Below are 24,386 nucleotides of genomic sequence, written 5' to 3' on the forward strand. Positions count from 1 at the left end.
CGCCGCCGTCATCCGCCTCCTCGAACGCCTCGGCTGGGTGCACGACGTGCGCTGGCCGAGTCCGGCTCGCGTCGCCGCCCGCCGGACCTGACATCAACCACTTGTCCGCGTAAGGCAGTTGGCAGGAGCCCTCATGACCACCGCACTGCAACCACCGCTTCCGTCCCATCCCCTACTGCGCCTGCGTCTGGCACCTCGCGGCGGTCTGCCCCGGCCCATCGACGGAGCGTGGTGGCCCCGTTCGTACGACCTGCTCGCCGAACTCCCCCAGCTGCTCGCCGGGTTGCCGCGCGCGTGGGGCCACATCACCAGCGTCACGGTCAACGGGGCGACGTGGACTGCCGCACCCGGCCGGATGCTCGTCGCCAACCAGGTCATACGACTGCGCAGGGCCCGCACGGCAGCCACCCCGCACACCGTTGTCCTGCTCGCCCCCGGCCGGGGGCGCTGGGACCTGCTGGTCGTACCTCCGGATACGACCGAGGAGGCCGCGGAACCGCTCATGGCGGCCGCGGCGGAAGGGCACGCGTGAGGCGCCCGTCACCGACTCTCACCGCATGGCCGTTGACGGCGGTCCTGGGCGGGAGGCCACCAGGTGCCGTCCGGCTCCACGGGGCGTGCGGAAAGGGAGATGGCCGGTGTTGCCCGGCCCCGGCTCACGTCCGCCGGTGGCCCTCCTCCGCGGACCGGCTGGTCTCCAGCCACGACCGTGCGGGTTCTGCCACGCGGGTGGTGTCCACGGTGAGGTCGAGCTGGGTTCCTCCGTCGACGCCCGCGGGGTAGCTGCGCTGCTCGGTGGCGGCGAAGCAACGGCGGAGCGCCTCCGCGACCCGGCGGGCGGCCTCGGGCGAGGCGGCGATGATGCGGACCTCGGCGTGCCCGTCCGAGGGTGCTTCCGTGGGCTGCATGGCGACCTCGGAGTTCGATGTCCCGTAGGGGACGGGTTGGATCTTTCACTCTACTCCGGTGTGCCCCACAGCCCCCGCGGTCTTCACGGTCGCCGTCGGCCGGGGAGTACCGTGAAGTGAGGGAACCATTCGGCTCCCGTGTTCCCGGGAGCAGGGAGGCGAGAGCGATGTCCGACTCCGACTCCTCGCGCGTGAGCAGGCTCGTGCCGGACGCCGTCCACCAGGCCGTGCGGCCCGGGACGGCCGTCGTACGGCTGGAGACGACGCGCGACCGGCAGGGAGTGCTCGACGGGGCGTGGTGGCCGCGTTCCCGCGACATCGCCGCCGAGCTTCCCGGCCTGATCACCGCACTGACCGATCACCTCGGGCCGATCACGCGCGTCGGCCTGGACACCGACGCCTGGGAGGGGCTGCCGACGCGGATGACCATCGACGGCCGTGTCGTGCACATCGACTCCTCCCCGGTCGGCGATGACACCGTTCTCGTCACTCGGGGTGAGCGGGATCTCTTCTCGCTCCTCGTGATCCCACCGCACGCCACACCCGACGCGGCGCGCGCCGCCATGGCCGAGGCCGTCCGCGCCGGCAGCGGGACGCAGGCCGCGCAGATCCTCGTCGACACCGGCACCGAGCGGGCCCGGCCGGGCCGGTGACGTCGCTCAGCCGGAGCGGTCCTCGGGCCGGACCGTCGGCGGCGTGGGGATGGCGGTGGTGTCTAAGACCACGGTCCTGACAAGGGCGGGGCCGGAAAGCCCCGCCCACTACCCACGAAACCCCGTCCTCAGGGCCAAACCAAGCAATACGGCTGATGCCCCGCCTCATGCAGCCGATGCGAGAAGTCCTGCCACTCGTGCAGCAGTTGGTACACATTGAACGCGTCCCGCGGCCCCCCGCGGTCCGGGACCGTGGACCAGATGAAGGCTGCCGCGCCGACCGCCTCCTCGCCGATGCCGCGCAGAGGGTCGACGACCGTCATGGGGAGTTTCACCACGGCGTAGTCGGGGTGCAGGACGACCAGTTCGAGCGGGGGCACCTTGTGCAGGGGGACGCCCTCGATGCCGGTCAGGACCATCGCGGCCATCGTCTCCGGCTTGATCTTGGTGAACATGCCGTTCATGCCGAGCTCGTCGCCGCCGAGTTCCTCGGGGCGCATCGAGATCGGGACGCGGGCCGCGGTCGCGCCGTCCGGCGCGCCGAAGTACTTGTACGTCACCCCCACCCGACCACCATTCCTGCTCGCCGCCCGGAGCCGCTCGACGCGCTGGTCGATCCGCTCGGGGTCCGTCTGTCCGCCCTGTGTCTGACGTGCTTCGGTCGTGTCCTCCGCCTCGCGCCGGTGCCTTCCCCGCCGGGCACGTCGAGGACCGAGGTCATCAGTCCCCTCGCCCAGTCCGCCACCGCGATGCATATCTCCACCCGACTGCTTTTCTAGGACGCGCGGCCCCCGCCGCGCAACCCGATCATCGTGTCAGTGACCTCCCCCACGGCCGCTCGCCGAAACGTGCGTTGAAACACCTGTCCGCAGGATCTTGTACCAGCCCCCAGTTTCGCAGATCACCCGGGGATCCGGACTGGTTGTCGGGTCAGTAGAGAGCTGGCCCACAGGCCCGAGCGCCCCCTGGCCTACCCTGAGGAGGTCACTGACAACCGGAGTCCGAGCAGTCGGAGAAGGTCGGAGAAGTCGCAGGACATGAGCTCACTGCCTTATTCATACGATGCCCCTGAGTCGCAGGCTCTGTTCGACCGTGCGGCGGCCGTCACGCCCGGCGGCGTGAACTCCCCGGTGCGCGCCTTCCGCGCCGTGGGCGGAACACCCCGGTTCATGGTGTCCGGCAAGGGTGCCTATCTGACCGACGCCGACGGACGCGAGTACGTCGACCTCGTCTGCTCCTGGGGGCCCATGATCCTCGGGCACTCCCACCCGGAGGTCATCGCCGCCGTACAGGAGGCCGTCTCGCGCGGCACCTCCTTCGGTACGCCCGGTGAGGGAGAGGTCGCGCTCGCCGAGGAGATCGTCCAGCGGGTCGGGCCCGTGGAGCAGGTGCGGCTCGTGTCCAGCGGGACCGAGGCCACCATGTCGGCCATCCGGCTCGCCCGTGGGTTCACACAACGGGCCAAGGTGATCAAGTTCGCCGGCTGCTACCACGGCCACGTCGACTCTCTCCTCGCCGCGGCCGGCTCCGGCGTCGCCACCTTCGCGCTGCCCGACACCCCGGGCGTCACCGGCGCCCAGGCCGGCGACACCATCGTGCTGCCGTACAACGACCTCGACGCCGTGCACGCCGCCTTCGCCGCGCACCCCGGCGAGATCGCCTGCGTCATCACCGAGGCCTCGCCGGGCAACATGGGCGTCGTACCGCCGCTGCCCGGGTTCAACCAGGGCCTGAAGGACGCCTGCCGGGCCAACGGCGCCCTCTACATCTCCGACGAGGTCATGACCGGCTTCCGGACGAGTCGCGCGGGCTGGTTCGGCGTCGACGGGGTCGTCCCGGACCTGATGACCTTCGGCAAGGTCATGGGCGGCGGCTTCCCGGCCGCGGCCTTCGGCGGACGGGCCGATGTCATGGCGCACCTCGCGCCCGCCGGTCCGGTCTACCAGGCAGGCACCCTCTCCGGGAACCCGGTCGCGACGGCAGCCGGTCTCGCCCAGCTGAGGCTCCTCGACGACGCCGCCTACGACAAGGTCGACGCGGTGTCCGAGCAGATCCGCAGCCTCGTCACCGAGTCGCTCACCAAGGAAGGCGTCGCGCACCGGCTGCAGACCGCCTCCAACATGTTCTCGGTGTTCTTCACGGACCGCCCCGTGCGGAACTACGAGGACGCCAAGGCGCAGGAGTCCTTCCGCTTCACCGCCTTTTTCCACTCGCTGCTCGCGAACGGCGTCTATCTGCCGCCGTCCTCCTTCGAGTCCTGGTTCGTCTCCACGGCCCACGACGAGCGGGCCGTGCAGAAGATCGCCGACGCCCTTCCGGCGGCGGCACGTGCGGCGGCGGAGGCGCAGGCATGAGCATCGTGAACAACGCCGACGTCACCGTCGTCCATCTGATGCGGCACGGCGAGGTCGCCAACCCGGACGGCGTCCTCTACGGCCGTCTGCCCGGGTACCACCTCTCCGAGCTCGGCCGGCAGATGGCCGACCGGGTCGCCGAGCACCTCGCGTCCCGGGACGTCACCCACGTTGTCTCCTCCCCGCTGGAGCGGGCGCAGGAGACCGCCACGCCGATCGCCAAGGCGCACGGCCTGGACATCGCCACCGACGACCGGCTCATCGAGGCCGAGAACGTCTTCCAGGGCAAGACCTTCGGCGTCGGCGACGGCGCGCTCAAGAAGCCCGCGAACTGGAAGCACCTCGTCAACCCGTTCCGGCCGTCCTGGGGCGAGTCGTACTTCGAGCAGGTCGTACGGATGATGGGGGCGCTGGACGCCGCCAAGGACCGGGCGCGCGGGCACGAGGCCGTGCTGGTCAGCCATCAGCTGCCGATCTGGATCGTGCGGTCCTACGTCGAGAAGCGCCGCCTGTGGCACGACCCGCGCCGCCGCCAGTGCACGCTGGCGTCCCTGACGACGTTCACCTACCAGGGCGACAAGATCGTGTCGGTCGGCTACTCGGAGCCCGCCATCGACCTCGTCCCCGCCCATCTCCGGGCCGGAGCCAAGCCGGTGAAGGGCAAGGACAAAGCCTTTGGGGCGTAATCGCTCCGCTGGAAGCGCCGTGACAATGGCGCGGGCCGGTGGGGGCTGGTCGCGCCCGCGCGGCGGAGCCGCATGTCGATACGGCCCCGCGCCCCTAGGTACGTTCAGTACACGTTCGTGACATATGTAGCTGTATCTCCTGTGATCCACAGGAACCTCCTCGTTCATCACGTCCTCTGACTGGGTGACCACCAGAGAACGTGACGAACGGGGATGCAATGCGCACTCTCACCCGAAGGGGAGCACTCGGACTCGGCGTCGCCGGGGCCGCCGCGGTCGGACTCGGGGGGTGCGGGAGCCTCACCTCGTCAGACGGGTCGACCCCCTCCGGAGGTTCCGCGGATCACCGCCCGGCCGGCTCCGAGCCGAAGCCGCGGGCCCGTGTCATCGGCGACGGCTCCACCTCGTACACCGGCAAGCAGCCGAAGCAGCCCGAGAAGCCGGTACCGCTGGAGCCCGGCCAGATACCGCCCCAGTTCGTCGTGTTCTCCTGGGACGGCGCCGGCGAGGTCGGCAACGGCCTCTTCCCCCGCTTCCTCGATCTCGCCGAGGAGCACGGCGCGCACATGACCTTCTTCCTCTCCGGGCTCTATCTGCTGCCGGAGAGCAAGAAGCGGCTCTACGACCCCCCGAACAACCTGCGCGGCGCCTCCGACATCGGCTACCTCACCGACGCGCACATCAAGGACACCCTGAAGAACGTCCACCGCGCGTGGCTCGACGGACACGAGATCGGCACCCACTTCAACGGCCACTTCTGCGCCGGTTCCGGCTCGGTCGGCAACTGGACCGCGCAGCAGTGGCGCAGCGAGATCGACCAGGCGAAGTCCTTCGTGAAGGAGTGGCGCACCAACAGCGGCTGGACCGATCTGCCCTCGCTGCCCTTCGACTACGACAAGGAACTCGTCGGCGGCCGCACCCCGTGTCTGCTCGGCCAGGACAACCTGCTGCCCGTCGCCCGTGAGCTGGGCTGGCGCTACGACGCCTCCTCGCCCGGCGGCCGTCAGGTCTGGCCCACGAAGAAGCAGGGCCTGTGGGACCTGCCGCTCCAGCAGATACCTTTCCCGGGCCGCAGCTTCGAGGTCCTGTCCATGGACTACAACATGCTCGCCAACCAGTCCATCAACTCCACGAACGCGCCCGCCCACAACTACCCGGCCTGGCGTGAGCAGTCGGCACAGGCGTACATATCCGGCTTCAAGCGGGCGTACGAGACAAATCGCGCACCCTTCTTCGTCGGCAACCACTTCGAGCAGTGGAACGGCGGCATCTACATGGACGCCGTCGAGGAGGCGCTCAAGCACATCGCGCGGGAGCAGGAGAAGGGCGAGGACGTACGTCTGGTCTCCTTCCGGCAGTTCGTGGACTGGCTGGACGTGCAGTCGCCGGAGGTTCTGGACAAGCTGCGCACGCTCGATGTGGGGCAGTCGCCCGCCGGGGGCTGGAAGAACCTCTGAAAGGCGGTCTGAAATGCGGGTTTTCACCTGCAAGGGGGGTGTGCAAGATCCCCGGAACGGACATGCGAAACTTTTCACATGAGTGTCGCCAGTCGCGCCCCCCTGACCCTCGCCGGTGCAGTCGTCACCGCGTTGCTGCTGTCCGCGTGCACCTCCGGAGGCACTTCTGGCGGGGGCGGCGACACGAACTTCATCATGGGCAAGGACGGCATCTCCACGGTCGAGAAGGGCAAGCGCGACGCGGCCCCCGACCTGTCCGGGAAGACCATCGATGACAAGCAGCTCGCCGTCTCGTCCTTCAAGGGCAAGGTCGTCGTCCTGAACGTGTGGGGATCCTGGTGCGCTCCCTGCCGTGCCGAGGCCCCCAACTTCGAGAAGGTCTACAAGGACCTCAAGCCGAAGGGCGTGCAGTTCGTCGGCATCAACGTCGCCGACCCCCAGGCCAGGAGCGCCCGCGCCTTCGAGGAGCAGTACGGCGTCACCTACCCCAGCCTGTACGACCCGAGCAGCAAGCTGATGCTCCGCTTCGAGAAGGGCACCCTCAACCCGCAGGCGATCCCCTCCACGCTCGTCCTCGACCGGGACGGGAAGATCGCGGCCCGCTCCCTGGCCGCGCTCAGCGAGGAGAAACTGCGCAAGATGATCGACCCGGTCCTCGCGGAGAAGTGACGTGAGCGCGTTCACCACGCTCGCCGCGGACGGCTACAACAGCACCGTGCTCAACGGTGCACTGCTGGTCGCCCTGCCCATCGCGCTGCTCGGCGGGCTCGTGTCCTTCTTCTCCCCGTGCGTCCTCCCGCTCGTCCCCGGCTATCTGTCCTACGTCACCGGCATCAGCGGCACCGATCTTGCCGAGGCGCGGCGCGGCCGGATGGTTGCCGGTGCCTCCCTGTTCGTGGCGGGCTTCACCGCTGTGTTCGTCTCCGGCGGAGCCCTGTTCGGCTACTTCGGGGCGACGCTGCAGGAGCAGCAGGGTGTCCTGTCCAAGGTGCTGGGCGTGCTCATGATCCTCATGGGTGTGTTCTTCATGGGCCTGATGCCCTGGATGACGCAGCGGGAGTTCCGCCTCCACAAGAAGCCCGTGGCCGGACTGGTCGGCGCCCCCCTGCTCGGCGCACTGTTCGGCATCGGCTGGACGCCCTGCATCGGTCCGACCCTCGCCTCCGTGCTCGCCCTGTCCTCGCAGCAGTCGAGCGCGGGCCGCGGTGCCATACTGACCGTCGCCTACTGCCTGGGCCTCGGTGTGCCGTTCGTGCTCGCCGCGGTCGCCTTCCGCAAGGCGCTCGGCGCCTTCGGCTGGGTCAAGCGCCACTATGTCTGGGTGATGCGGATCGGCGGGGCGATGATGATCGTCACCGGTCTGCTGCTGCTGACCGGCGCCTGGGACAGCCTCGTACAGGACATGCAGTCCTGGTCCGCCGGATTCACTGTGGGGATCTGATCCATGAGTAAGAGCACAGTCGGCGAGAACCCGACCGCTGCCCCCGAAGACCAGGACCTCGGCGCCGCCGGCTCCCAGCTCTCCACCGCCCCCAAGGAGGAGCTGCCGAACCTGCCCGCCATGGGCTTCGTCGGCTGGGTCCGCTGGTTCTGGCGGCAGCTGACCTCGATGCGGGTCGCGCTGTTGCTGCTCCTGCTGCTGGCCCTGGGTGCGATCCCCGGCTCGCTCATCCCGCAGACCGGCAGCGACGAGACGAAGGTCGCCGACTTCCGCGACCGGCACGAGATCCTCGCGCCGATCTACGACAAGCTCGGCCTCTTCCACGTCTACAGCTCGGTGTGGTTCTCCGCGATCTACATCCTGCTGTTCGTCTCCCTCATCGGCTGCATCGTGCCCCGCACCTGGCAGTTCGTGGGCCAGCTGCGCGGCCGCCCGCCGGGTGCGCCGAAGCGCCTGACCCGGCTGCCCGCCTACACCACCTGGCGCACCGAGACCGAGCCCGAGCAGATCCGCGAGGCCGCCCTCGCCCTGCTGAAGAAGAACCGCTTCCGCGCCCTCCCCCACAGTCTTGAAGACGCGGGAGGTGCCCCCATCGCCGGTGACGCCGTCGCCGCCGAGAAGGGCTATCTGCGCGAGGTCGGCAACCTCCTCTTCCACATCGCCCTGATCGTGATGCTGATCGCCTTCGCCTGGGGCCAGCTCTTCAAGTCCGAGGGCAACAAGCTCCTGGTCGAGGGCAACGGGTTCTCCAACACCCTGATCTCCTACGACGACTTCAAATCCGGCAACCTGTTCAGTACCGACGATCTGACGCCGTTCAGCTTCGGCCTGAACGACTTCACCGGAACCTATGAGGCCTCCGGCCCCAACAAGGGCACGCCGCGCACCTACCAGGCCTCCCTCACCTATTCCGAGGGCGCATACGGCAAGGACCGCAAGGCGATCGTCAAGGTCAACGAGCCGCTGGAGATCGGCGACTCCAAGGTCTACCTCACCGCCCACGGCTACGCGCCCGTGATCACCGTCAGGGACGGCAAGGGCAAGGTCGTCTACAGCGACGCCGTACCGCTGCTGCCGCTCGACTCCAATGTCACCTCCTCCGGTGTGGTCAAGGTCTACGACGGCTACAAGAACGCCAAGGGCGTCACCGAGCAGCTCGGAGTCAAGGCGTTCTTCCTGCCCACCTACACCGCCGGCAACGAGATCTCCTCCAGCTTCCCCGCCCTGATCAACCCTGTGCTGAACCTGGAGCCCTACCACGGCGATCTCGGCGTCGACTCGGGCATTCCGCAGAGCGTGTACCAGCTCGACAAGACGCATATGAAGGGGTTCAAGGACTCCAAGGGCAAGCAGATGCGGGAGAACCTGCGGCCCGGGGAGACCGTGAAGCTTCCGAACGGCGCCGGCTCGATCACGTACGAGGGCACCAAGGAGTGGGCGAACTTCCAGATCACCCAGCAGCCCGCGAGCGGCTGGGCGCTGGCCGGTTCCCTCGCCGCGATCTTCGGTCTGGCCGCCTCCCTGTTCATCCAGCGTCGCCGGGTGTGGGTGCGGGCGGTCAAGGGCGCCGACGGGGTGACCGTCGTGGAGATGGCCGGGCTCGGCCGCAGCGAGTCCGCCAAGGTGCCCGAGGAACTCGGCGACCTCGCCGGGATCCTGTACGAACAGGCTCCCGGGGCGCCCGACCCCGACGACGACTCCGACGACGACCTCGACCCGACCACCGCAATCGACTCCGCTGTACCTGCCGAAGGGGCTGAGAAGTGACTCTCGCCGCCGCAACCAACGAAAGCCTCGCGAATCTCAGCAACACGCTGATCTACTCCGCGATGGCCGTCTACACCCTGGCCTTCTTCGCGTACATCGCCGAATGGCTCTTCGGCAGCCGCAGCAAGGTCGGCCGTACCGCCGCCGCGCTCACCTCGGCGAAGAAGGCCTCCGGCGCTCCCGCGGTGACGGTGAAGAAGGCCGGCGGCACCGCCGTCCTTGAGCGGCCGAAGGTCGTCGTCCGGGCCGCGACCGGCACCCGCGATGTGCCCGACGGCCCCGGCGCGCACGGCGGGGACGAGCAGGGCGATCTCTACGGCCGTATCGCCGTGTCCCTCACGGTGCTCGCCTTCGTCATCGCGTTCGGCGGTGTGCTCACCCGGGCCCTGTCGGTGCAGCGGGCGCCGTGGGGCAACATGTACGAGTTCAACATCACCTTCTCCACGGTCGCCGTCGGTGTGTACCTCACGCTGCTCGCGCTGAAGACGAACGTGCGCTGGCTCGGGCTGTTCCTGACCACCTCGGTCCTCCTCGATCTCGGTCTCGCCGTCACTGTCTTGTACACCGCGAGCGACCAGTTGGTTCCCGCCCTGCACTCGTACTGGCTGTACATCCACGTCTCCACGGCGATCATCTGCGGCGCGGTGTTCTACGTAGGCGCGGTCTCCACGCTGCTCTACCTCTTCAAGGACTCCTACGAGAACAAGCTCGCGAACGGCGGCACCCCGGGCCGCTTCGCGAACTCGGTCCTGGACCGCCTGCCCGCCTCGGCGTCCCTGGACAAGTTCTCCTACCGCGTCAACGCGGCGGTGTTCCCCCTCTGGACCTTCACGATCATCGCGGGCGCGATCTGGGCGGGCGACGCCTGGGGCCGCTACTGGGGCTGGGACCCCAAGGAGACCTGGTCCTTCATCACCTGGGTCGCCTACGCCTGCTACCTGCACGCCCGCGCCACAGCCGGCTGGAAGGGCCGCAAGGCCGCCTACCTGGCCCTGATCGCCTTCGGCTGCTGGCTCTTCAACTACTACGGCGTCAACATCTTCGTCTCGGGCAAGCACTCCTACGCCGACGTGGGCCTCGGCGCCCTCCAGTCCGTCGGCTTCTGAAGTCCCGCACGCCGGGGCCGAGCGTCCGTAACCGCGTGCGGAACCTCTCCCCAAGGGCCACGCTGGTGTCATGACCGGATCCATCGAACAGGGCACCAGTCAGACCCATGGGAGTACGCACATCCTGCATTTTCTGGTGCGGCTTCCGAGGCGTATGGAGTCGGTCTGGCCGGCGCTCTCGACCCCGCAGGGGCTGGCCGGCTGGTTCACGGCCGTCGATGTTCTCGAACCCCGGCTCGGCGGGGCCGTCACCCTGCGTGATCTGGGGTCCGGGCAGGTCACGGCCTGGGATGTGGACCGGGTCGCCGAGTACACGGTCGAGGGCGGCGGCCGGATCCGGTTCCATCTGGAGCGCGACGGCGAGGAGGGCAGCGCCCTCCGGTTCACCCATGAGTTCCAGGGGGAGCGGGAGTCGGAGGAGCGCTGGCGGGCTCGGTTCGAACGTCTGATCGAGCTTCTCGGTAAGCCTTAGGAAGGCGGCAGGCACTCCTTCCCCGGCGGCTTCCCCTCCGGCCAGGCGATCTTCACGAAGCGGGCCCTGCCCTCCGCGGTGAGTTCCACGATCGGTACGGCCTTGTCGTACGGGTTGCCGTGTGCGTCCAGGCAGATCCAGCCGCTCGCGCCGTTCACCCGCAGGGGGCCCTTGACCTGCGGCCACTGAAGGCCGACGTCGGCGAGTGGCGGGACCACCTTGCCGTCGGTCGTGGCCTCGCGGATGCCGTTGACGGCGAGGCGCATGGCGTCGTACGCGATGATCAGCTGGCCGTCCTCAAGGGAGACCTCGCCGATGGGGCCCACCGGCTTGTGGGCCGCCGAGGACAGCTGCTCGTCCAGGGCCTTGGCGTCGGTCGCCGAGCCGCCCGTCCTCGCGCTGTCCTTCGCCCAGGCGTCCGGGTGGGCGAGGGCGGTGTAGCGCACCGAGAGTTTGTGGGTGAGCGCGCTGCGGTCGAGGTCCTTGTCGCCGGTGAGGTAGGAGCCCTCGTCGCCGGTCAGCAGCGTGAACTCACGGTCCTGGCAGCCGCGTCCGCCGAGCGCGTTGATGAACTGCCGTAGCTGGGTGTGCCGTCCGGCGAACAGGATCGTGTCGGTTCCCCGGGCCGTGCCGCACACCAGGTGGGTGATCTGCCGGAAGGTGTTGGCGGTCGTGCCCTCCTTGCTGCGGTCGGCGGGCGGGGTGAAGGGCTGCGGCTCGTACGGCGAGCCCTCGATGAGCTTGGCGAAGGACTCCTGCAGCGTCCGCGTGTACGGGTCGCCCGGCTTGTCGTACACCAGCAGCGCCCTGCCGGCCGTGACATTGGCGAAGGAGGTCAGCGCGCGGGCCTCGTCGGTGTTGGTGGGGGAGACCCGGGCGAGGCCGGGGAAGGGGTCCTTGCCGTTCTGGCCGTTGGCGAGGTCGTCGGCGGTGATGGAGGTGCCGATGACCGGGATGCCGCGCCGGGTCAGCTCCTTGACGGCCAGCTTGTTGTTCTCGGTGCTCAGGCCCACCCCGGTGACCGCCCGCAGCCGGTCCGGGCCCTTCGCCATCCGCTCCAACTGGTCGACCGTGTGCTTCCAATGTGCGCCCGTGGCCCCCGGGTTGGCCAGCACGAGCCGGATCGCCGGGGCCTGCCCGTTGGAGTCGTGGTTGGCCTGGTGCTGGGCGAGATACGCGCCCTGCATCTCGTGCAGGACGTCACCCAGGTTGTCCGGGTCGGACGCGGTGAACGGCTCCAGCAGCGCGACCGTGACATAGCTGCCCGCCTTCAGCGAGCGGTTCTCCCGGTCGATCGCCTCGACCACGTCCCGCAGTTGGGGCCGGTCGAAGTCGTAGTCGGTGCTCGACACGCCCACGCACTCGTGGCTGTTCTCGGGCCGTACGACTCCGGGCGCGCAGGAGCGGTCGTCCTGCGCGAGGGCGCTGACCCCGAAATAGCCGCCCGTCGCCAGCGCGGCCGTGACCAGCAGGGCGAGATAGCGGCGCAGGGGGATCTCCCAGACGTCCTCGCGCAGCCACACCCACACGCCTCCGCGCGCCATCACGCCTCCCCCTCTTCGTCGTCCGGGATGTGCAGCGTCCGCCCCGCGAGCGCGTCCACGGGCCAGTCCCGCGAGGCCCGCCACAGCAGGGCGTTCCCGGCGGGCCGCAGATTGGACAACTGCTCCAGCTCGAACCGCAGTCGCTGTGAGACCGTCTGATCGGGCAGCGCCAGCGGGTCGGTCAACTGCCATACGGCGTACAGCAGTCGGCGGATGCGCAGATGCAGCGCGCTGTCGACGCCCTCGGGTGGTTCGTGGTCGGCGTCGGTGAGGCCGAGCGCGACCGCCGCCCGCCGGTCGTCGCGCCCGGTGAAGTCACGGCCGTCGGCGTCGTGCGCGTGGAAGTAGGGCGCGGAGGCGATGAACCGCAGCGACTTCAGCCAGGTGCTGGTCGGCAGTGTGGCGAAGGTGTCGCGAAGGTACTCCACCGCCGACTCCGTGCCGCCCAGGGCGAGTTCGTGGTGCAGCCGGTAGCGGACAGGGTCGTCGGCGGGGTCGGCGTAGTGGTCGACGAGCGTCTCATGGGCCTTGCGCCACTGCCCGTGGTCGGTGTCGCGGTGGTGCAGCCGGAGCAGCAGCAGCGTCCGCACGAAGGGGTCGCCGACGAACCGTCCGGGCACCTCGGGCAGCCCCTCCCGCACCAGACGTGTCTGCAAGGCCCGTACGTCCGCGGGCCCGAAGTCCTCCGGCAGCAGCGCGTCGGCGAGCGCGCACGCGGAATCGTGGTCGTGGGCGGCGGCCAGCACGGTCAGTTCGTCGAGGCGGTCGGGCGGGACGAGCCGGTCCAGCAGCTCCAGGTAGGCGGGGCGGCCGTCGTGTTCGGGGTGCACCCGTAAGTCGGCGGTGAGCAGCTCGCCGAGCGAGGAGGCGTCGGGCAGGTTCTGTGCGGCGGACTCGGCGATCAGCGCGATGCCCAGAGGATTTCCGCCGGTCAAGCGGTGGGTGGCGTGCGGGAGTTGGGGCGGGACCTGGAGGTCCGAGCACACGGCGTCGACGATGTGCAGGGTGTCGTCGGGGCTCAGCGGCGGCAGCGAGACGAGCAGCGCCCGCGAGGACGCCGAGCCCGGATCCGGCGCCCAGTCGCTGCCCCGGGCCACCTCGGGCAGGGCGCGCCGGACGGCGTTGCGCAGGGCGGGCCGCCCCTCGCCGCGCACGGCGGCGACGAACGCCACCTGGTCGGCGACTCCCTCGGACCGGTCCCGCAGCACGGCCTCGACGAGCCCGGGCCCGGGGTCGGTCTGCGCGTTGTCGATCAGCACCAGCGGCCGTCCCAGCCGCTTCATGCGCGGCAGTACGCCCGTATAGGCGTCGGTCAGATCGGCCAGCAGAGCCCGCACCAGATGCCGTTCGGCGTGCTCACGGGAGGTGCCGTCGGCCCGGAAGTGCCCGGAGAGCAGGATCAGTCCGCGCTGGGGGTTGTCACCGGCGTTGGGGTAGTCCCGGTACCAGGAGGAGGCGCGCTGGTGGCGGCGGCCCGCGAAACCGTCCGAGAGGGACTCCAGGGTCGCCTCGACGGCCGCCGACAGCAGCGGCCCGGTACCGGTGGCGGCCGCGACGACCTTGGCGGCCACCCGGCCCGCCCAGCGCCCGGCGAACCCGGTGACCCAGGACCCGCTCTCGTTCAGCAGCAGGATCCGCTGCACCTCACGGCGTATCCGCTCGGAGTCGGCGTCCCCCCAGCCGCCGGCCGCGACCGCGACGAGCCCCGACATCAGCCGCGGGAACTGGATCCGCCCGGCACCCGTCACCGGCTCGGCGAGCTGCTCGGCGATCACCAGCAGCGCCTGCGACACCGGCGACCAGGCCTCGGCGGGCCGCCCGGACGGCGGCGCGGCGAACTCGGTGTGCTCGCAGTCGATCAGGGCGACCGGGGTGTGCCCCTTGTAGGCGTCCCGCAACTCGCCCAGCACCGCGCTCTTGCCGAGCCCACGCGCGCCGGACAGCACGACGAGGGGCAGCTCCCCGGGATGCTCGTACGACGTGGACCGGTGCGCATGCGGACGCAGCCCGACAAGCCGCGGCGCGAGCCCGGCCGGATCCGTGTCGAACAGTGCCCCGCGCCCGTGCAACCGTCTACCGCCCACCGCATCTCCCCCTGGCGCGGTCGCCGTCGATCCGTCCGTGGTGCAAGTGCTGCTGCTCACGCGTGAGATCTATCAACACCAGCGTAAGGAGGGGGAGTTGGTTCGGACTAGATCGCGTGATGTCTGTTGGGTTACGAAAACTGTCGGCCGTTGGCGGGTTTCAGTCGACGGTGATCGAGTCCAGCTTCTGGCGCAGATACACATGCGAGTCGACGGGCTCGTACGCCACCCGCCCGACCGGCGCGGGCACGGACTCGACCCGCGTCCCCGGGGTGCACTCGCCGAAGTACACCAGCGACATCAGCTCCTCGGCGGGCGCGTCGGCGGGCGGCGGAAGTACCCGGTGCCGTCCCGAGCGCCATCTGTCGCCGGTCCAACGGGCCATCAGGTCACCGATGTTGATGGTGAAGGCGTCCGGGTCGTAGGGCGCGTCCTCCCAGCCACCCTCGTCGGTCCAGATCTGCAACCCACCCTTTCCGGCCTGCCGGTCGAGGATCGTCACCGTCCCGAAGTCGGTGTGCGGGCCGATCCGGAACTGGCCCGGCGCGGGCGCCCCGACGACCTCGACACCCGGATACCAGTTGATGTTGAAGCCGTACGTCGGATGGTCCATGTGCCGGGAGAAGAAGTCGGGTTCGAGCCCGAGGGCGCAACCGAGGAGGGAGAGGAGCTCCTTCTCCAGCTCGGCCATCTGGCCGAGGTACTCCTCGCACAGGGTCCGCAGCTCGGGCACCTCGCTCGGCCACACATTGGGCGCGTACCACTCGGCGTTGACGACCGGGTCGTCGAAGGGTTCGTGTGTGGCGAAGGTCAGCGACTCTTTCAGGTCCGGCGGGGTCTCGGTCCCCTCCGAGTACCCATTGGCCTCCGCGCCGGGCCCGAGCCAGCCCCGCCCGCCGACCTTGGCCGCGTAGGCCTCCTTGACGTCGACGGGCAGCCGGAAGAAGGAGCGCGCGGCCTCCCGGATCCGGCACCGCAGCGAGGGGTCGACCCCGTGCCCGGTGACCAGCAGGAACCCGGCGGTCTGGAGGGCCTCGTCGACGGTACGGGCGATGCCGGCACGGGTGGCGGGGTCGCCGGCCGGCCAGGGCTGGAGATCGATCGTGGGGATACGGGTGTCACTCACCGATGTCCTCATTCCACAGTGCTGGGTTCTCCTTGATGAAGTCACGCATCAGCTCGACGCACTCGGGGTCGTCGAGCAGCACGACCTCCACGCCGTGCTCGGCCAGCCAGTCGTGCCCGCCGTGAAAGGTGACGGCCTCACCGATCACGACCCGCGAGATGCCGAACTGCCGGACGAGCCCCGAGCAGTACCAGCAGGGCGAGAGGGTGGTCACCATCGTCGTACCGCGATACGACCGCTGCCGTCCCGCGTTCCGGAACGCGGCCGTCTCCGCGTGCATCGAGGGGTCGTCGTCCTGGACGCGCCGGTTGTGTCCGCGCCCGAGCAGTGTGCCGTCGGCGCCGTAGAGCGCCGCGCCGATCGGGATGCCGCCCTCGGCGAGCCCGGCGCGGGCCTCCTCCACGGCGGTGGTGAGCCAGGTGCGTGCCTGTGCCTGATCCATACGTCCACTCTGCTGCCCCGCGAACAGTGGGGCAACGAGCGGAAAGTCCTGGGGACTTGAGTTGCTCCGTCTGAGTACGCGGGCTCAGGCCCCGGCGGCCGGGCTCCGCGAGAGTGGGCGGCGTCGGACCACACACCACCCACAGGAGACGACCGTGTCCAAGCCCCGCAGCCTCCAGATCCTCGGCGTCGCCCTCGCGGGGGCGGCAGCGGCCGTGACGCTCACCGGATGCGCCGGCCTGGAGTACCGGGAGAACATCTGCAGCTCCGGCGAGTACCCCGTCCTCCAGGTGAACGGCACCGGTTCGGCGTGTGTGCCCGACGACCAGGAGCCCGGCGAGGGCTACGCCCGCTATCCCGAGGGCGAGGTCCCGGAGTACGTCGACGACAAGTGGGACGTCTACTGGCGCACCCACACCCTCGACGAGAACGGCGACATCGTCGACGCCTCCTGACCGAACGAAATCGGTGATCGCCGCGTCGGAGTCGTGGAAGCGATGAAGAGGGGGATCGGATGAGATCGGCGAGGCTGGCCGCGGTGACCGTCGTCGTGCTGGGTGTGGGCGGCTGCGGGACGGTGGACGGCGGGGAGACGCCCGGGGCGGCGGCGTCCTGCGCCTATGTCATCGACTACGACAACCGGCGTTACTCGGATGTCGGCAACGTCGACTACGAGCGGGGGGAGAAGCTGGGCACGGCCACCCAGCCCCCTTGCGACGACACTCCCAACGACGGCGGCGAGGGCTCACCGGAGCGTCGGGTCCCGGCCTACGCGATCGAGGGCGTGGACCCCGAGGTCGCCATCGCCGTGGCGGACGCCCCGGACGACGTCGTCTTCGTGGTCGACCGGGGCGATGAACTGCCTCCCGAGATCGAGAAGTTGCGTCGGACCGCATCGCACGAGTGCGTCGGCACCCGCCCCGCCCCCACTGCCTCCGGCACCGACGACAACCCCGACGACACCCCCCTCTACCGCACCCTCGACCACATCGACCGCCTCGCCGCGAAGCGGTACGCGCAGTCCTTCACCGGGCTCTCCGTCGACCAGGACGCCAGTGCCGCCGATCTCTACCGCATCCCCTCCGCCGACTTCGACGAGGCCGTCTGCGAGGGCGCCGAGAAGGGCGTCACCGTGCGGATCCACGACACCGACGCCAACCGCAAGGACCTCGACGCCCTCGCCGAGCGGATCAGTGCGGACATGAACCGCTGGGACGGCACCTTCCAGCTCCGCGAGGTCGGGGTCGACGAGCAGGGCTGGGTGCACGTCGGAGTCGACGAGCCCGACACCGCCGAGCCCCTCATCCACGACGCCTTCGGGAAGGAACACATCAGGGTCGTGCACGTCGGGCAGGCCCACGCCGACTGACAGCGCCACCTGGGCCCATCGGTGCCGCCGATGGGCCCATCGGCAGGACGCCCCAGCAGCGCGTGGACCCGCAGGTCAGAGCACTCGTAGCGTCACGGACATGACCTCAGAGAACAAGGGCACGGCTCAGCTGACCACCGCGATGGTGCTCTCCGGCACCCTCGGCGTCTTCGTCGTCGAGTCCGGCGCCTCGCCCTTCAACGTCGTCTTCTTCCGCGTCCTGTTCGGCGCCCTCGCCCTCGGCGGCTACATCGTCGCCCGCGGCTGGCTCCGCGACCACGGCTTCACGCCCCGCACCCTCGGACTCGCCCTTCTCGGCGGCGTGTTCATCGTCTTCAACTGGGTCTTCCTCTTCCAGTCGTACGAGAACACCTCCATATCCGTCGCCACGGTCGTCTACCACACCCAGCCGTTCTACGTCGTCCTGCTGGGTGCCCTCCTCTTCCGCGAGCGGCTCACCGCCGCCAAGGTCGGCTGGATCGGCCTGGCCTTCGCCGGACTGATCCTCGTCTCGGGCATCACCCCGGCCGACTTCAGCAGCGGAGGCGTCTATCTGACCGGCATCGGCCAGGCCCTCCTCGCCGCCCTCCTCTACGGCCTGTCCACCGTCGTCACCAAGCGGATCTCCGGAGTCCGCCCCCACCTCATCGCCCTCGTCCAGGTGCTCGTCGGTATCCCCCTCCTCCTCCCCTTCGCCGACTTCGGCGCGATGAGCGGCACCGGCGCGGACTGGGGATGGCTGGTCGGCCTCGGGATCATCCACACCGGGCTGATGTACGTCCTCATGTACGCCGCCTACGCCCAGCTCCCCACCGCGAAGATCGCCGTACTCGCCTTCGTCTACCCGGCGGTCGCGATGGTCGTCGACTGGGCGGTGTACGGCCACCACATCGGCCTCGTCCAGGCGCTCGGCGTCCCGCTGATCGTGACGGCGAGCCTGAAGGTCACCCTTGCTCGGCGACCAGTTTCCGCGCCTGATCGAGGAACAGCCGAGCGTGCGCCGGAAGCCGCTTCCCGGTCCGCCACGCCAGTTGCGTCCGAAGCGTGAACGGCGGCTCCCACGGCAGTCGTACGAGAGTCCCCTCCGCGAGTTCGGCGGCGACCGTCACCTCGGGAAGCAAGGCGATCCCGAGACCGGCCGCCGCCGCGCGTTTGGTCGCCTCGATGGTGCCGAACTCCATGAACTCCACCGAAGGAGAAACCGACTTGAGCTCCCGCTCGAACAAGTCGCGGTACGCACATCCGGGTTCGGTGGCAAGGAGGGACTGCTGGACGAGGTCGGCCGTGCAGGCGACGTCCAGCGGCTGCCCCGCCACCAGCGCCAGCGGCTCGATCGCCAGCACCTCGCTCTCAAGACCGGGATGCTCCGTCTCCTCCTCCATCAGGAACCCGAGGTCGTACGTCCCCTGCCGCAGCGCCTGCCGGGTCTCGTCGCCGATGGTCGTGCGCAGCGCGAGCCGTACCCTCGGATAGCGGTGGTGGAAGAGTTCCAGGAGCGGGGGCAGCCGGTAGGAGGTCAGCGACTCCATGGTGCCGACGACGAGCGAACCCGTCGGCTCCTCCGCCGCCGTCACCGCCGCCCGCGCCTCCTCGGTCAGCTCGATGATCTGCCGGGCGTACGGCAGCAGCCGCTCACCCGCCTCCGTCAGCCGGATGTGCCCGCCGAGCCGGTCGAACAACTCCGTGCCGAGGGAGGACTCCAGGGCCCGGATCTGACTGGTCACACTGGACTGCGCGTACGCCAGTTCGGCCGCCGCCCGGGTGAAGCTCAGGACGGTCGCGACCTTCTCGAAGGTGACGAGCAGCCGCAGCTCCATGTCAGGGCTCGTCCCGCTTGTTCTTGTCGTCGTCGTCCAGGGACTTAAGGAACTCGGGGTTGTCGTCGGGGGCCACCCACTGCCGGCCGCGGTTGGTGCGCACGCCGGACCAGCCCTCGGCCGCCGGGCTGCGCTTCTTCCCCGCGATCAGCCACGAGATGGACCCGACGAGCGGGAACAGCAGCACGAGGATCGCCCACAGCGGCTTGGGGATGTGCCGGATGTCCTCGTCCTTGGTGCTGATGCAGTCGATGAAGGCGTAGATGCTCAGCGCCAGCGGTACCAGGAACAGCAGCACCCGGAGCATGGGGCCCTCCCGCGAGATGGTGGTCGGGGCCGCGATCACAGCCCCCAGGTACAGGGCCAGGGTAGCCGCTCGGGGATACTTGACCCCATGGCTTACGACGATCTTCGTTCCCTGCTCAGGGCACTGGAACGCGAAGGCGACCTCAAGCGCGTCAAGGCGGAGGTCGATCCGTATCTGGAGGTCGGGGAGATCGTCGACCGGGTGCAGAAGGCGGGCGGCCCGGCACTGCTCTTCGAGAACGTGAAGGGCTCCTCGATGCCCCTCGCGATGAACGTCTTCGGCACCGACCGCCGGCTGCTCAAGGCGCTCGGCCTGAAGTCGTACGGCGAGATCAGCGAGAGGATCGGCGGGCTGTTGAAGCCCGAGCTGCCGCACGGCTTCGTCGGGGTGCGGGAGGCCTTCGGCAAGCTCGGCGCGATGACCCACGTACCGCCGAAGAAGGTCAAGGACGCGCCGGTGCAGGAGGTCGTCCTGCACGGGGACGACGTGGACCTGGAGGCGCTGCCCGCCCTGTTCACCTGGCCGAAGGACGGCGGATCCTTCTTCAACCTGGGGCTCACGCACACCAAGGACCCGGAGTCCGGGGTCCGCAACCTCGGTCTGTACCGGCTCCAGCGCCATGACAAGCGCACGATCGGGATGCACTGGCAGATCCACAAGGACAGCCGGAACCACTACCAGGTCGCCGCGCGCAGGGGCGAGCGGCTACCGGTCGCCATCGCCTTCGGCTGCCCCCCGGCCGTCAGCTACGCCTCCACCGCGCCGCTCCCCGGTGACATCGACGAGTACCTGTTCGCCGGGTTCCTCGCGGGCAAGCGGATCGAGATGGTCGACTGCAAGACGGTCCCGCTCCAGGTCCCGGCGCAGGCGGAGGTCGTGATCGAGGGCTGGCTCGAACCGGGCGAGATGCTGCCGGAAGGCCCCTTCGGCGACCACACCGGCTTCTACACCCCGCAGGAGCCCTTCCCCGCCCTGAAGATCGACTGCGTGACGATGCGGAAGCGTCCGCTGCTCCAGTCGATCGTGGTCGGCAGGCCGCCGACGGAGGACGGCCCGCTGGGCCGGGCGACGGAGCGCTTCTTCCTTCCGCTGCTGAAGATCATCGTGCCGGACATCGTGGACTACCACCTGCCCGAGGCGGGCGGCTTCCACAACTGCGCGATCGTCTCGATCGACAAGAAGTACCCCAAGCACGCGCAGAAGGTGATGCACGCGATCTGGGGCGCGCACATGATGTCGCTGACCAAGCTGATCGTGGTCGTCGACTCCGACTGCGACGTCCATGACCTGCACGAGGTGGCCTGGCGGGCGCTGGGCAACACGGACTACGCCCGTGACCTGTCGGTCGTCGAAGGCCCGGTCGACCATCTGGACCACGCCTCCTACCAGCAGTTCTGGGGCGGCAAGGCGGGCATCGACGCGACGAAGAAGTGGCCCGAGGAGGGCTACACCCGTGACGGGGGCTGGCCGGACATGGTGGAGTCGGACCCGGATACGGCGGCGAAGGTGGACCGCCGCTGGAAGGAGTACGGCCTGTGAGCTCGGCTTCCGCAGCGCTACCGCAGCCGGGACGCACCAAGGCGTTCCTGCGCCTGGTGATGATCGAGCACTCGGTCTTCGCGCTGCCCTTCGCGTACATCGCGGCCCTGACCGCGATGTTCCAGTGGGACAAGAACATCCACTGGGGCCGGCTGCTGCTGGTCACGATCTGCATGGTCGGCCTGCGCACCTTCGCCATGGCCGTGAACCGGATCATCGACCGCGAGATCGACGCCCGTAACCCCCGTACGGCGCAGCGCGAGCTGGTGACCGGCGCGATGTCGGTGAAGCACGCCTGGACGGGCGCGCTGATCGCGGTGGCGATCTTCCTGGGCTCGGCGGCGGCGCTGAACCCCCTGTGCCTGGCGCTCGCCCCGGTAGCGGTGATCCCGATGGTGGTCTATCCCTACGGCAAGCGGTTCACGAACTACCCGCAGGCCATCCTGGGTCTGGCCCAGGCGATGGGCCCGGTGGGCGGCTGGCTGGCGATCACCGGCGAGTGGTCCTGGGACGCGGTGATCCTGGGCCTGGCGGTCGGCATCTGGATCGGCGGCTTCGACCTGATCTACGCCTGCCAGGACGTGGACACGGACCGCGAGATCGGCGTCATGTCGGTCCCGGCCCGCTTCGGTGTCCCGGCGGCGATCTGGGGCGCGCGGGTCTGCCATGCCCTGACGACGGCCCTGCTGGTCTGGTACGCGGCGGCGACGGACGCGGGCGCCTTCTTCTGGTTCGGCCTGCTGGTCGTCGCGGCGGCCTTCGTCTATGAACACAACATCGTCCGCCCCCATGACCTCTCCCGCCTGAACAGGGCCTTCTTCAGCGTCAACGGCTTCATCGGCATTGCCCTGTTCGGGTGCGCGCTACTGGACCTCCTGGTGCGGGGGCTGACCGTCTGACCGTCCCGTCCACCGGTACGCTCAAGATGTGAACGCAGGAGAATCGCAGCGCGTGCCTTGGATCGTGGGGGTGTCCGGAGCTTCCGGGACGCCGTACGCGGCGGCTGTGCTGCGTGCTCTGCTGGGGGCGGGGGAGAGCGTTGATCTGGTCGTGAGCAGGGCCTCCCGGCTCACTCTGCTCGACGAGACCGGGATCTCCTTCCGGGACGCGCACTGGGAGGACGACCTGCGGGAATGGCTGTCCCGGGGGGCGGACGGAAAGCCGGGCACCTTCGATGTGGACATCGAGGGGGTACGGCACTGGAGTGCCGGCGATCTCGCCGCCGGGCCGTCGTCCGGGTCGTATCCCACGAAGGGCATGCTCATCGTGCCCGCCTCCACGGCCTGTGTCGCGGGTGTCGCGCTCGGGCTGTCCAAGGACCTGTTGCAGCGGGTGGCGAGCGTGACCCTGAAGGAGGGCCGCAAGCTGGTCGTCGCCGTCAGGGAGACCCCCTTGAACGGGCAGACGCTGCGGCATCTGGTCACCCTCGACGACGCGGGCGCCACCGTCGTACCCGCCTCGCCCGCCTTCTACGCCGGGGCCACGCACATCCAGGACCTGGTGGACTTCGTCGCCGGACGCGTGCTCGACGCGGCGGGTGTGGAGCACCGGCTCTACCGCCGCTGGAAGGGCGACCTCGGCGGCGCACGCACCGACTGAGCATCAACCGTTTCAGACCCTTAAGACCTCTTCAGCGGAAGGCTTCGAATCGCATGGACGCGGTGGACAGGCAGCTCATCCAGGCCCTGAGGGAGAACGGCCGGGCCTCCTACGCGGAGCTGGGGCGCCTCGTCGGCCTGTCGGGACCCAGTGTCACCGACCGCATCAACCGGCTGGAGGCGGCCGGGGTCATCACCGGCTACCGCGCCACGGTCGACGCCGCCTCCCTCGGCCTCGGCGTCACCGCCCTGATCGGCATCTCGCTCTCCGACGCGGCCGACCACGAGGATGTGGCGGCCCGGATGAAGGACCTCAGCGAGATCGAGGACTGCTGGTTCATCGCCGGCGACGACTCGTTCATGCTCAAGGTGCGGGCGAACGACGTGGACGGCCTGGAGAAGATCATCCGGCGGCTCAGCGGCACGAAGGGTGTGTCCCGGACCCGTACGACCATCGTGCTCTCCACGAAGTGGGAGAACCGGGTGGGTGAGCTTCCGGAGGAAGCGTAGGGCTACGGTTATCAAGTCGGTCTAGGAGAGGTGTACGCATGGACGTCGGGCTCAAGCGCGAGCTGGAGCAGAAGGTCATGGCCGGTGAGCGGCTGACCCGGGAGGACGGCATCGCGCTGTACGAGTCGGACGACCTGGCGTGGCTCGGCGGCCTCGCGCACGAGGTGCGCACGCGCAAGAACGGCGATGTCGTCCACTTCAACGTCAACCGTCACCTCAACATGACCAACGTGTGCACGGCGTCCTGCGCCTACTGCTCCTTCCAGCGCAAGCCGGGGGAGAAGGACGCGTACACGATGCGCATCGAGGAGGCGGTGAAGCTCGCGAAGGCGATGGAGTCGGAGAACCTCACGGAACTCCACATCGTCAACGGCCTGCACCCGAACCTGCCGTGGCGCTACTACCCAAGGTCGCTGCGGGAACTGAAGGCGGCGCTGCCTCACGTCTCCCTGAAGGCCTTCACGGCGACGGAGATCCACCACTTCGAGACGATCTCCGGTCTCTCGGCGTCGGAGATCCTCGACGAGCTGATCGACGCGGGCCTGGAGTCGTTGACGGGCGGCGGCGCGGAGATCTTCGACTGGGAGGTCCGTCAGCACATCGTGGACCACCGCACGCACTGGGAGGACTGGTCGCGCATCCACCGCCTGGCGCACGAGAAGGGTCTGAAGACCCCGTGCACCATGCTGTACGGCCACATCGAGGAGCCGCGGCACAGGGTGGACCACGTCCTCAGGCTCCGCGAGCTCCAGGACGAGACGAACGGCTTCCAGGTCTTCATCCCCCTGCGCTACCAGCACGACTTCGTGGACGTGCAGGACGGCAAGGTCCGCAACCGCCTGCAGGCGCGCACGCAGATGGCGACGGGCGCGGAGGCGTTGAAGACGTTCGCGGTGTCGAGGTTGTTGTTCGACAACGTCCCGCACGTCAAGGTCTTCTGGGTCATGCACGGCGTCCAGACGGCCCAGCTCGCGCTCCAGCACGGCGCGGACGACATGGACGGCTCGGTGGTCGAGTACAAGATCACCCACGACGCCGACAACTACGGCACGCCGAACAAACTCACCCGCGAGGACCTACTGGACCTCATCCGCGACGCGGGCTTCCGCCCGGTGGAACGGAACACGCGGTACGAGGTGATCCGGGAGTACGAGGGTCCCGACCCGGAGCGTCGCGAATCCCCTCAGCCGATGCGGGTGTGAGCGGG

At 69.3% G+C, this 24,386-nt stretch carries 26 protein-coding genes; 18 read left to right on the forward strand and 8 right to left on the reverse strand.

The genetic code is table 11. The features are described 5' to 3' along the window. Nucleotides 1-133 precede the first annotated feature (133 nt). Nucleotides 134-532, forward strand: coding sequence for a DUF5994 family protein (locus tag H4N64_RS38715; protein ID WP_186287302.1), 399 nt, complete (start codon nt 134-136; stop codon nt 530-532). Between the two features lie 124 nt (nt 533-656). Here the strand turns inward: H4N64_RS38715 and H4N64_RS38720 are convergent, their stop codons facing one another. Further along, the gene (locus H4N64_RS38720; RefSeq protein WP_186287303.1) at nt 657-908 is read right to left on the reverse strand and encodes a P-loop NTPase family protein; all 252 of its coding nucleotides are present in this window, start codon (nt 906-908) and stop codon (nt 657-659) included. A 167-nt stretch (nt 909-1,075) separates the two neighbouring features. Here H4N64_RS38720 and H4N64_RS38725 point away from each other — a divergent pair, with 167 nt between their 5' ends. Then, nucleotides 1,076-1,561 carry a DUF5994 family protein gene (locus H4N64_RS38725; RefSeq protein ID WP_186287304.1) on the forward strand — a complete coding sequence of 162 codons (486 nt, stop codon included), beginning with the start codon at nt 1,076-1,078 and terminating at the stop codon, nt 1,559-1,561. A gap of 128 nt (nt 1,562-1,689) precedes the next feature. Here the strand turns inward: H4N64_RS38725 and H4N64_RS38730 are convergent, their stop codons facing one another. Continuing rightward, nucleotides 1,690-2,316, reverse strand: a complete 627-nt coding sequence (locus H4N64_RS38730) for a hypothetical protein (protein ID WP_186287305.1) — start codon at nt 2,314-2,316, stop codon at nt 1,690-1,692. A gap of 282 nt (nt 2,317-2,598) precedes the next feature. Here H4N64_RS38730 and hemL point away from each other — a divergent pair, with 282 nt between their 5' ends. The 8 genes from hemL to H4N64_RS38770 all read left to right on the forward strand — a co-directional run bounded on the left by hemL (nt 2,599) and on the right by H4N64_RS38770 (nt 10,844). Beyond that, nucleotides 2,599-3,915, forward strand: coding sequence for a glutamate-1-semialdehyde 2,1-aminomutase (gene hemL / locus H4N64_RS38735; RefSeq protein ID WP_186287306.1), 1,317 nt, complete (start codon nt 2,599-2,601; stop codon nt 3,913-3,915). Continuing rightward, nucleotides 3,912-4,601, forward strand: a complete 690-nt coding sequence (locus tag H4N64_RS38740; RefSeq protein WP_186287307.1) for a histidine phosphatase family protein — start codon at nt 3,912-3,914, stop codon at nt 4,599-4,601. Before hemL ends, H4N64_RS38740 begins: the two co-directional genes overlap by 4 nt. 218 nt (nt 4,602-4,819) lie before the next feature. Beyond that, a complete protein-coding gene (locus H4N64_RS38745) occupies nt 4,820-6,058 on the forward strand; it encodes a polysaccharide deacetylase family protein (protein ID WP_186287308.1) in 1,239 nt (412 codons plus the stop codon). A 78-nt stretch (nt 6,059-6,136) separates the two neighbouring features. Then, the gene (locus tag H4N64_RS38750) at nt 6,137-6,727 is read left to right on the forward strand and encodes a TlpA family protein disulfide reductase (RefSeq protein WP_186287309.1); all 591 of its coding nucleotides are present in this window, start codon (nt 6,137-6,139) and stop codon (nt 6,725-6,727) included. A 1-nt stretch (nt 6,728) separates the two neighbouring features. After that, a complete protein-coding gene (locus H4N64_RS38755; protein ID WP_186287310.1) occupies nt 6,729-7,499 on the forward strand; it encodes a cytochrome c biogenesis protein CcdA in 771 nt (256 codons plus the stop codon). Between the two features lie 3 nt (nt 7,500-7,502). Continuing rightward, on the forward strand, nt 7,503-9,266 hold the full coding sequence (gene resB / locus H4N64_RS38760; RefSeq protein ID WP_186287311.1) for a cytochrome c biogenesis protein ResB: 1,764 nt from the start codon (nt 7,503-7,505) through the stop codon (nt 9,264-9,266). Then, nucleotides 9,263-10,372, forward strand: a complete 1,110-nt coding sequence (ccsB, locus tag H4N64_RS38765) for a c-type cytochrome biogenesis protein CcsB (RefSeq protein WP_186287312.1) — start codon at nt 9,263-9,265, stop codon at nt 10,370-10,372. Before resB ends, ccsB begins: the two co-directional genes overlap by 4 nt. 70 nt (nt 10,373-10,442) lie before the next feature. Next, a complete protein-coding gene (locus tag H4N64_RS38770; RefSeq protein WP_186287313.1) occupies nt 10,443-10,844 on the forward strand; it encodes an SRPBCC domain-containing protein in 402 nt (133 codons plus the stop codon). Here the strand turns inward: H4N64_RS38770 and H4N64_RS38775 are convergent. The 4 genes from H4N64_RS38775 to H4N64_RS38790 form a co-directional block, all read right to left on the reverse strand. Further along, nucleotides 10,841-12,388, reverse strand: a complete 1,548-nt coding sequence (locus tag H4N64_RS38775) for a type 1 periplasmic-binding domain-containing protein (protein ID WP_186287314.1) — start codon at nt 12,386-12,388, stop codon at nt 10,841-10,843. The two genes, H4N64_RS38770 and H4N64_RS38775, sit on opposite strands and share 4 nt — an antisense overlap. After that, the gene (locus H4N64_RS38780; protein ID WP_186287334.1) at nt 12,388-14,472 is read right to left on the reverse strand and encodes a hypothetical protein; all 2,085 of its coding nucleotides are present in this window, start codon (nt 14,470-14,472) and stop codon (nt 12,388-12,390) included. Before H4N64_RS38780 ends, H4N64_RS38775 begins: the two co-directional genes overlap by 1 nt. A gap of 160 nt (nt 14,473-14,632) precedes the next feature. Beyond that, on the reverse strand, nt 14,633-15,610 hold the full coding sequence (locus tag H4N64_RS38785; protein ID WP_186287315.1) for an isopenicillin N synthase family dioxygenase: 978 nt from the start codon (nt 15,608-15,610) through the stop codon (nt 14,633-14,635). Then, nucleotides 15,591-16,040 (reverse strand): nucleoside deaminase, encoded by a 450-nt coding sequence (locus tag H4N64_RS38790; RefSeq protein ID WP_186287316.1) that lies wholly within the window; start codon nt 16,038-16,040, stop codon nt 15,591-15,593. Before H4N64_RS38790 ends, H4N64_RS38785 begins: the two co-directional genes overlap by 20 nt. Before the next feature lie 154 nt (nt 16,041-16,194). Here H4N64_RS38790 and H4N64_RS38795 point away from each other — a divergent pair, with 154 nt between their 5' ends. From H4N64_RS38795 to H4N64_RS38805, 3 genes are all read left to right on the forward strand, one after another. Then, nucleotides 16,195-16,494, forward strand: a complete 300-nt coding sequence (locus H4N64_RS38795; RefSeq protein WP_186287317.1) for an SCO0607 family lipoprotein — start codon at nt 16,195-16,197, stop codon at nt 16,492-16,494. A gap of 59 nt (nt 16,495-16,553) precedes the next feature. Then, nucleotides 16,554-17,408, forward strand: coding sequence for a DUF6281 family protein (locus H4N64_RS45930; protein ID WP_186287318.1), 855 nt, complete (start codon nt 16,554-16,556; stop codon nt 17,406-17,408). Nucleotides 17,409-17,508: 100 nt separating this feature from the next. Then, entirely contained in the window at nt 17,509-18,456 is a 948-nt protein-coding gene (locus H4N64_RS38805) for a DMT family transporter (RefSeq protein ID WP_186287319.1), read from the forward strand. On the opposite strand, the gene H4N64_RS38810 is transcribed toward H4N64_RS38805, so the two are convergent. After that, nucleotides 18,353-19,225: a LysR family transcriptional regulator gene (locus H4N64_RS38810; RefSeq protein WP_186287320.1), complete on the reverse strand. Its 873-nt coding sequence runs from the start codon at nt 19,223-19,225 to the stop codon at nt 18,353-18,355. The two genes, H4N64_RS38805 and H4N64_RS38810, sit on opposite strands and share 104 nt — an antisense overlap. Nucleotide 19,226: 1 nt before the next feature. Continuing rightward, nucleotides 19,227-19,532: a PLD nuclease N-terminal domain-containing protein gene (locus H4N64_RS38815; protein ID WP_186287335.1), complete on the reverse strand. Its 306-nt coding sequence runs from the start codon at nt 19,530-19,532 to the stop codon at nt 19,227-19,229. 87 nt (nt 19,533-19,619) lie between these two features. Between H4N64_RS38815 and H4N64_RS38820 the strand changes: the two genes are divergently transcribed. From H4N64_RS38820 to mqnE, 5 genes are read left to right on the forward strand one after another with little or no spacing between them, the layout of a single operon-like run. Next, a complete protein-coding gene (locus H4N64_RS38820; RefSeq protein ID WP_186287321.1) occupies nt 19,620-21,071 on the forward strand; it encodes a menaquinone biosynthesis decarboxylase in 1,452 nt (483 codons plus the stop codon). Next, entirely contained in the window at nt 21,068-21,970 is a 903-nt protein-coding gene (gene mqnP / locus H4N64_RS38825) for a menaquinone biosynthesis prenyltransferase MqnP (RefSeq protein ID WP_186287322.1), read from the forward strand. Before H4N64_RS38820 ends, mqnP begins: the two co-directional genes overlap by 4 nt. Nucleotides 21,971-22,022: 52 nt before the next feature. Then, nucleotides 22,023-22,670 (forward strand): UbiX family flavin prenyltransferase, encoded by a 648-nt coding sequence (locus H4N64_RS38830; protein WP_186287323.1) that lies wholly within the window; start codon nt 22,023-22,025, stop codon nt 22,668-22,670. 53 nt (nt 22,671-22,723) lie between these two features. Further along, nucleotides 22,724-23,179: an Lrp/AsnC family transcriptional regulator gene (locus H4N64_RS38835; RefSeq protein WP_186287324.1), complete on the forward strand. Its 456-nt coding sequence runs from the start codon at nt 22,724-22,726 to the stop codon at nt 23,177-23,179. 38 nt (nt 23,180-23,217) lie between these two features. Continuing rightward, nucleotides 23,218-24,381: an aminofutalosine synthase MqnE gene (mqnE, locus tag H4N64_RS38840; RefSeq protein ID WP_186287325.1), complete on the forward strand. Its 1,164-nt coding sequence runs from the start codon at nt 23,218-23,220 to the stop codon at nt 24,379-24,381. Nucleotides 24,382-24,386: the final 5 nt, after the last annotated feature.

Source organism: Streptomyces cupreus (assembly GCF_014257025.1).
Lineage (GTDB): Bacteria > Actinomycetota > Actinomycetes > Streptomycetales > Streptomycetaceae > Streptomyces > Streptomyces cupreus.

What these genes read in the sequence shown, in the direction of transcription:
- mqnE (WP_186287325.1), top strand. Translation starts at nt 23,218, where the DNA reads ATGGACGTCGGGCTCAAGCGCGAGCTGGAGCAGAAGGTCATGGCCGGT.
- H4N64_RS38810 (WP_186287320.1), bottom strand. Translation starts at nt 19,225, where the DNA reads ATGGAGCTGCGGCTGCTCGTCACCTTCGAGAAGGTCGCGACCGTCCTG.
- H4N64_RS38815 (WP_186287335.1), bottom strand. Translation starts at nt 19,532, where the DNA reads ATGCTCCGGGTGCTGCTGTTCCTGGTACCGCTGGCGCTGAGCATCTAC.
- H4N64_RS38805 (WP_186287319.1), top strand. Translation starts at nt 17,509, where the DNA reads ATGACCTCAGAGAACAAGGGCACGGCTCAGCTGACCACCGCGATGGTG.
- H4N64_RS38720 (WP_186287303.1), bottom strand. Translation starts at nt 908, where the DNA reads ATGCAGCCCACGGAAGCACCCTCGGACGGGCACGCCGAGGTCCGCATC.
- H4N64_RS38785 (WP_186287315.1), bottom strand. Translation starts at nt 15,610, where the DNA reads ATGAGGACATCGGTGAGTGACACCCGTATCCCCACGATCGATCTCCAG.
- resB (WP_186287311.1), top strand. Translation starts at nt 7,503, where the DNA reads ATGAGTAAGAGCACAGTCGGCGAGAACCCGACCGCTGCCCCCGAAGAC.
- H4N64_RS38750 (WP_186287309.1), top strand. Translation starts at nt 6,137, where the DNA reads ATGAGTGTCGCCAGTCGCGCCCCCCTGACCCTCGCCGGTGCAGTCGTC.
- H4N64_RS38730 (WP_186287305.1), bottom strand. Translation starts at nt 2,316, where the DNA reads ATGCATCGCGGTGGCGGACTGGGCGAGGGGACTGATGACCTCGGTCCT.
- H4N64_RS38715 (WP_186287302.1), top strand. Translation starts at nt 134, where the DNA reads ATGACCACCGCACTGCAACCACCGCTTCCGTCCCATCCCCTACTGCGC.
- H4N64_RS38835 (WP_186287324.1), top strand. Translation starts at nt 22,724, where the DNA reads ATGGACGCGGTGGACAGGCAGCTCATCCAGGCCCTGAGGGAGAACGGC.
- H4N64_RS38745 (WP_186287308.1), top strand. Translation starts at nt 4,820, where the DNA reads ATGCGCACTCTCACCCGAAGGGGAGCACTCGGACTCGGCGTCGCCGGG.
- hemL (WP_186287306.1), top strand. Translation starts at nt 2,599, where the DNA reads ATGAGCTCACTGCCTTATTCATACGATGCCCCTGAGTCGCAGGCTCTG.
- H4N64_RS38725 (WP_186287304.1), top strand. Translation starts at nt 1,076, where the DNA reads ATGTCCGACTCCGACTCCTCGCGCGTGAGCAGGCTCGTGCCGGACGCC.
- H4N64_RS38790 (WP_186287316.1), bottom strand. Translation starts at nt 16,040, where the DNA reads ATGGATCAGGCACAGGCACGCACCTGGCTCACCACCGCCGTGGAGGAG.
- H4N64_RS45930 (WP_186287318.1), top strand. Translation starts at nt 16,554, where the DNA reads ATGAGATCGGCGAGGCTGGCCGCGGTGACCGTCGTCGTGCTGGGTGTG.
- H4N64_RS38770 (WP_186287313.1), top strand. Translation starts at nt 10,443, where the DNA reads ATGACCGGATCCATCGAACAGGGCACCAGTCAGACCCATGGGAGTACG.
- H4N64_RS38740 (WP_186287307.1), top strand. Translation starts at nt 3,912, where the DNA reads ATGAGCATCGTGAACAACGCCGACGTCACCGTCGTCCATCTGATGCGG.
- H4N64_RS38820 (WP_186287321.1), top strand. Translation starts at nt 19,620, where the DNA reads ATGGCTTACGACGATCTTCGTTCCCTGCTCAGGGCACTGGAACGCGAA.
- H4N64_RS38775 (WP_186287314.1), bottom strand. Translation starts at nt 12,388, where the DNA reads ATGGCGCGCGGAGGCGTGTGGGTGTGGCTGCGCGAGGACGTCTGGGAG.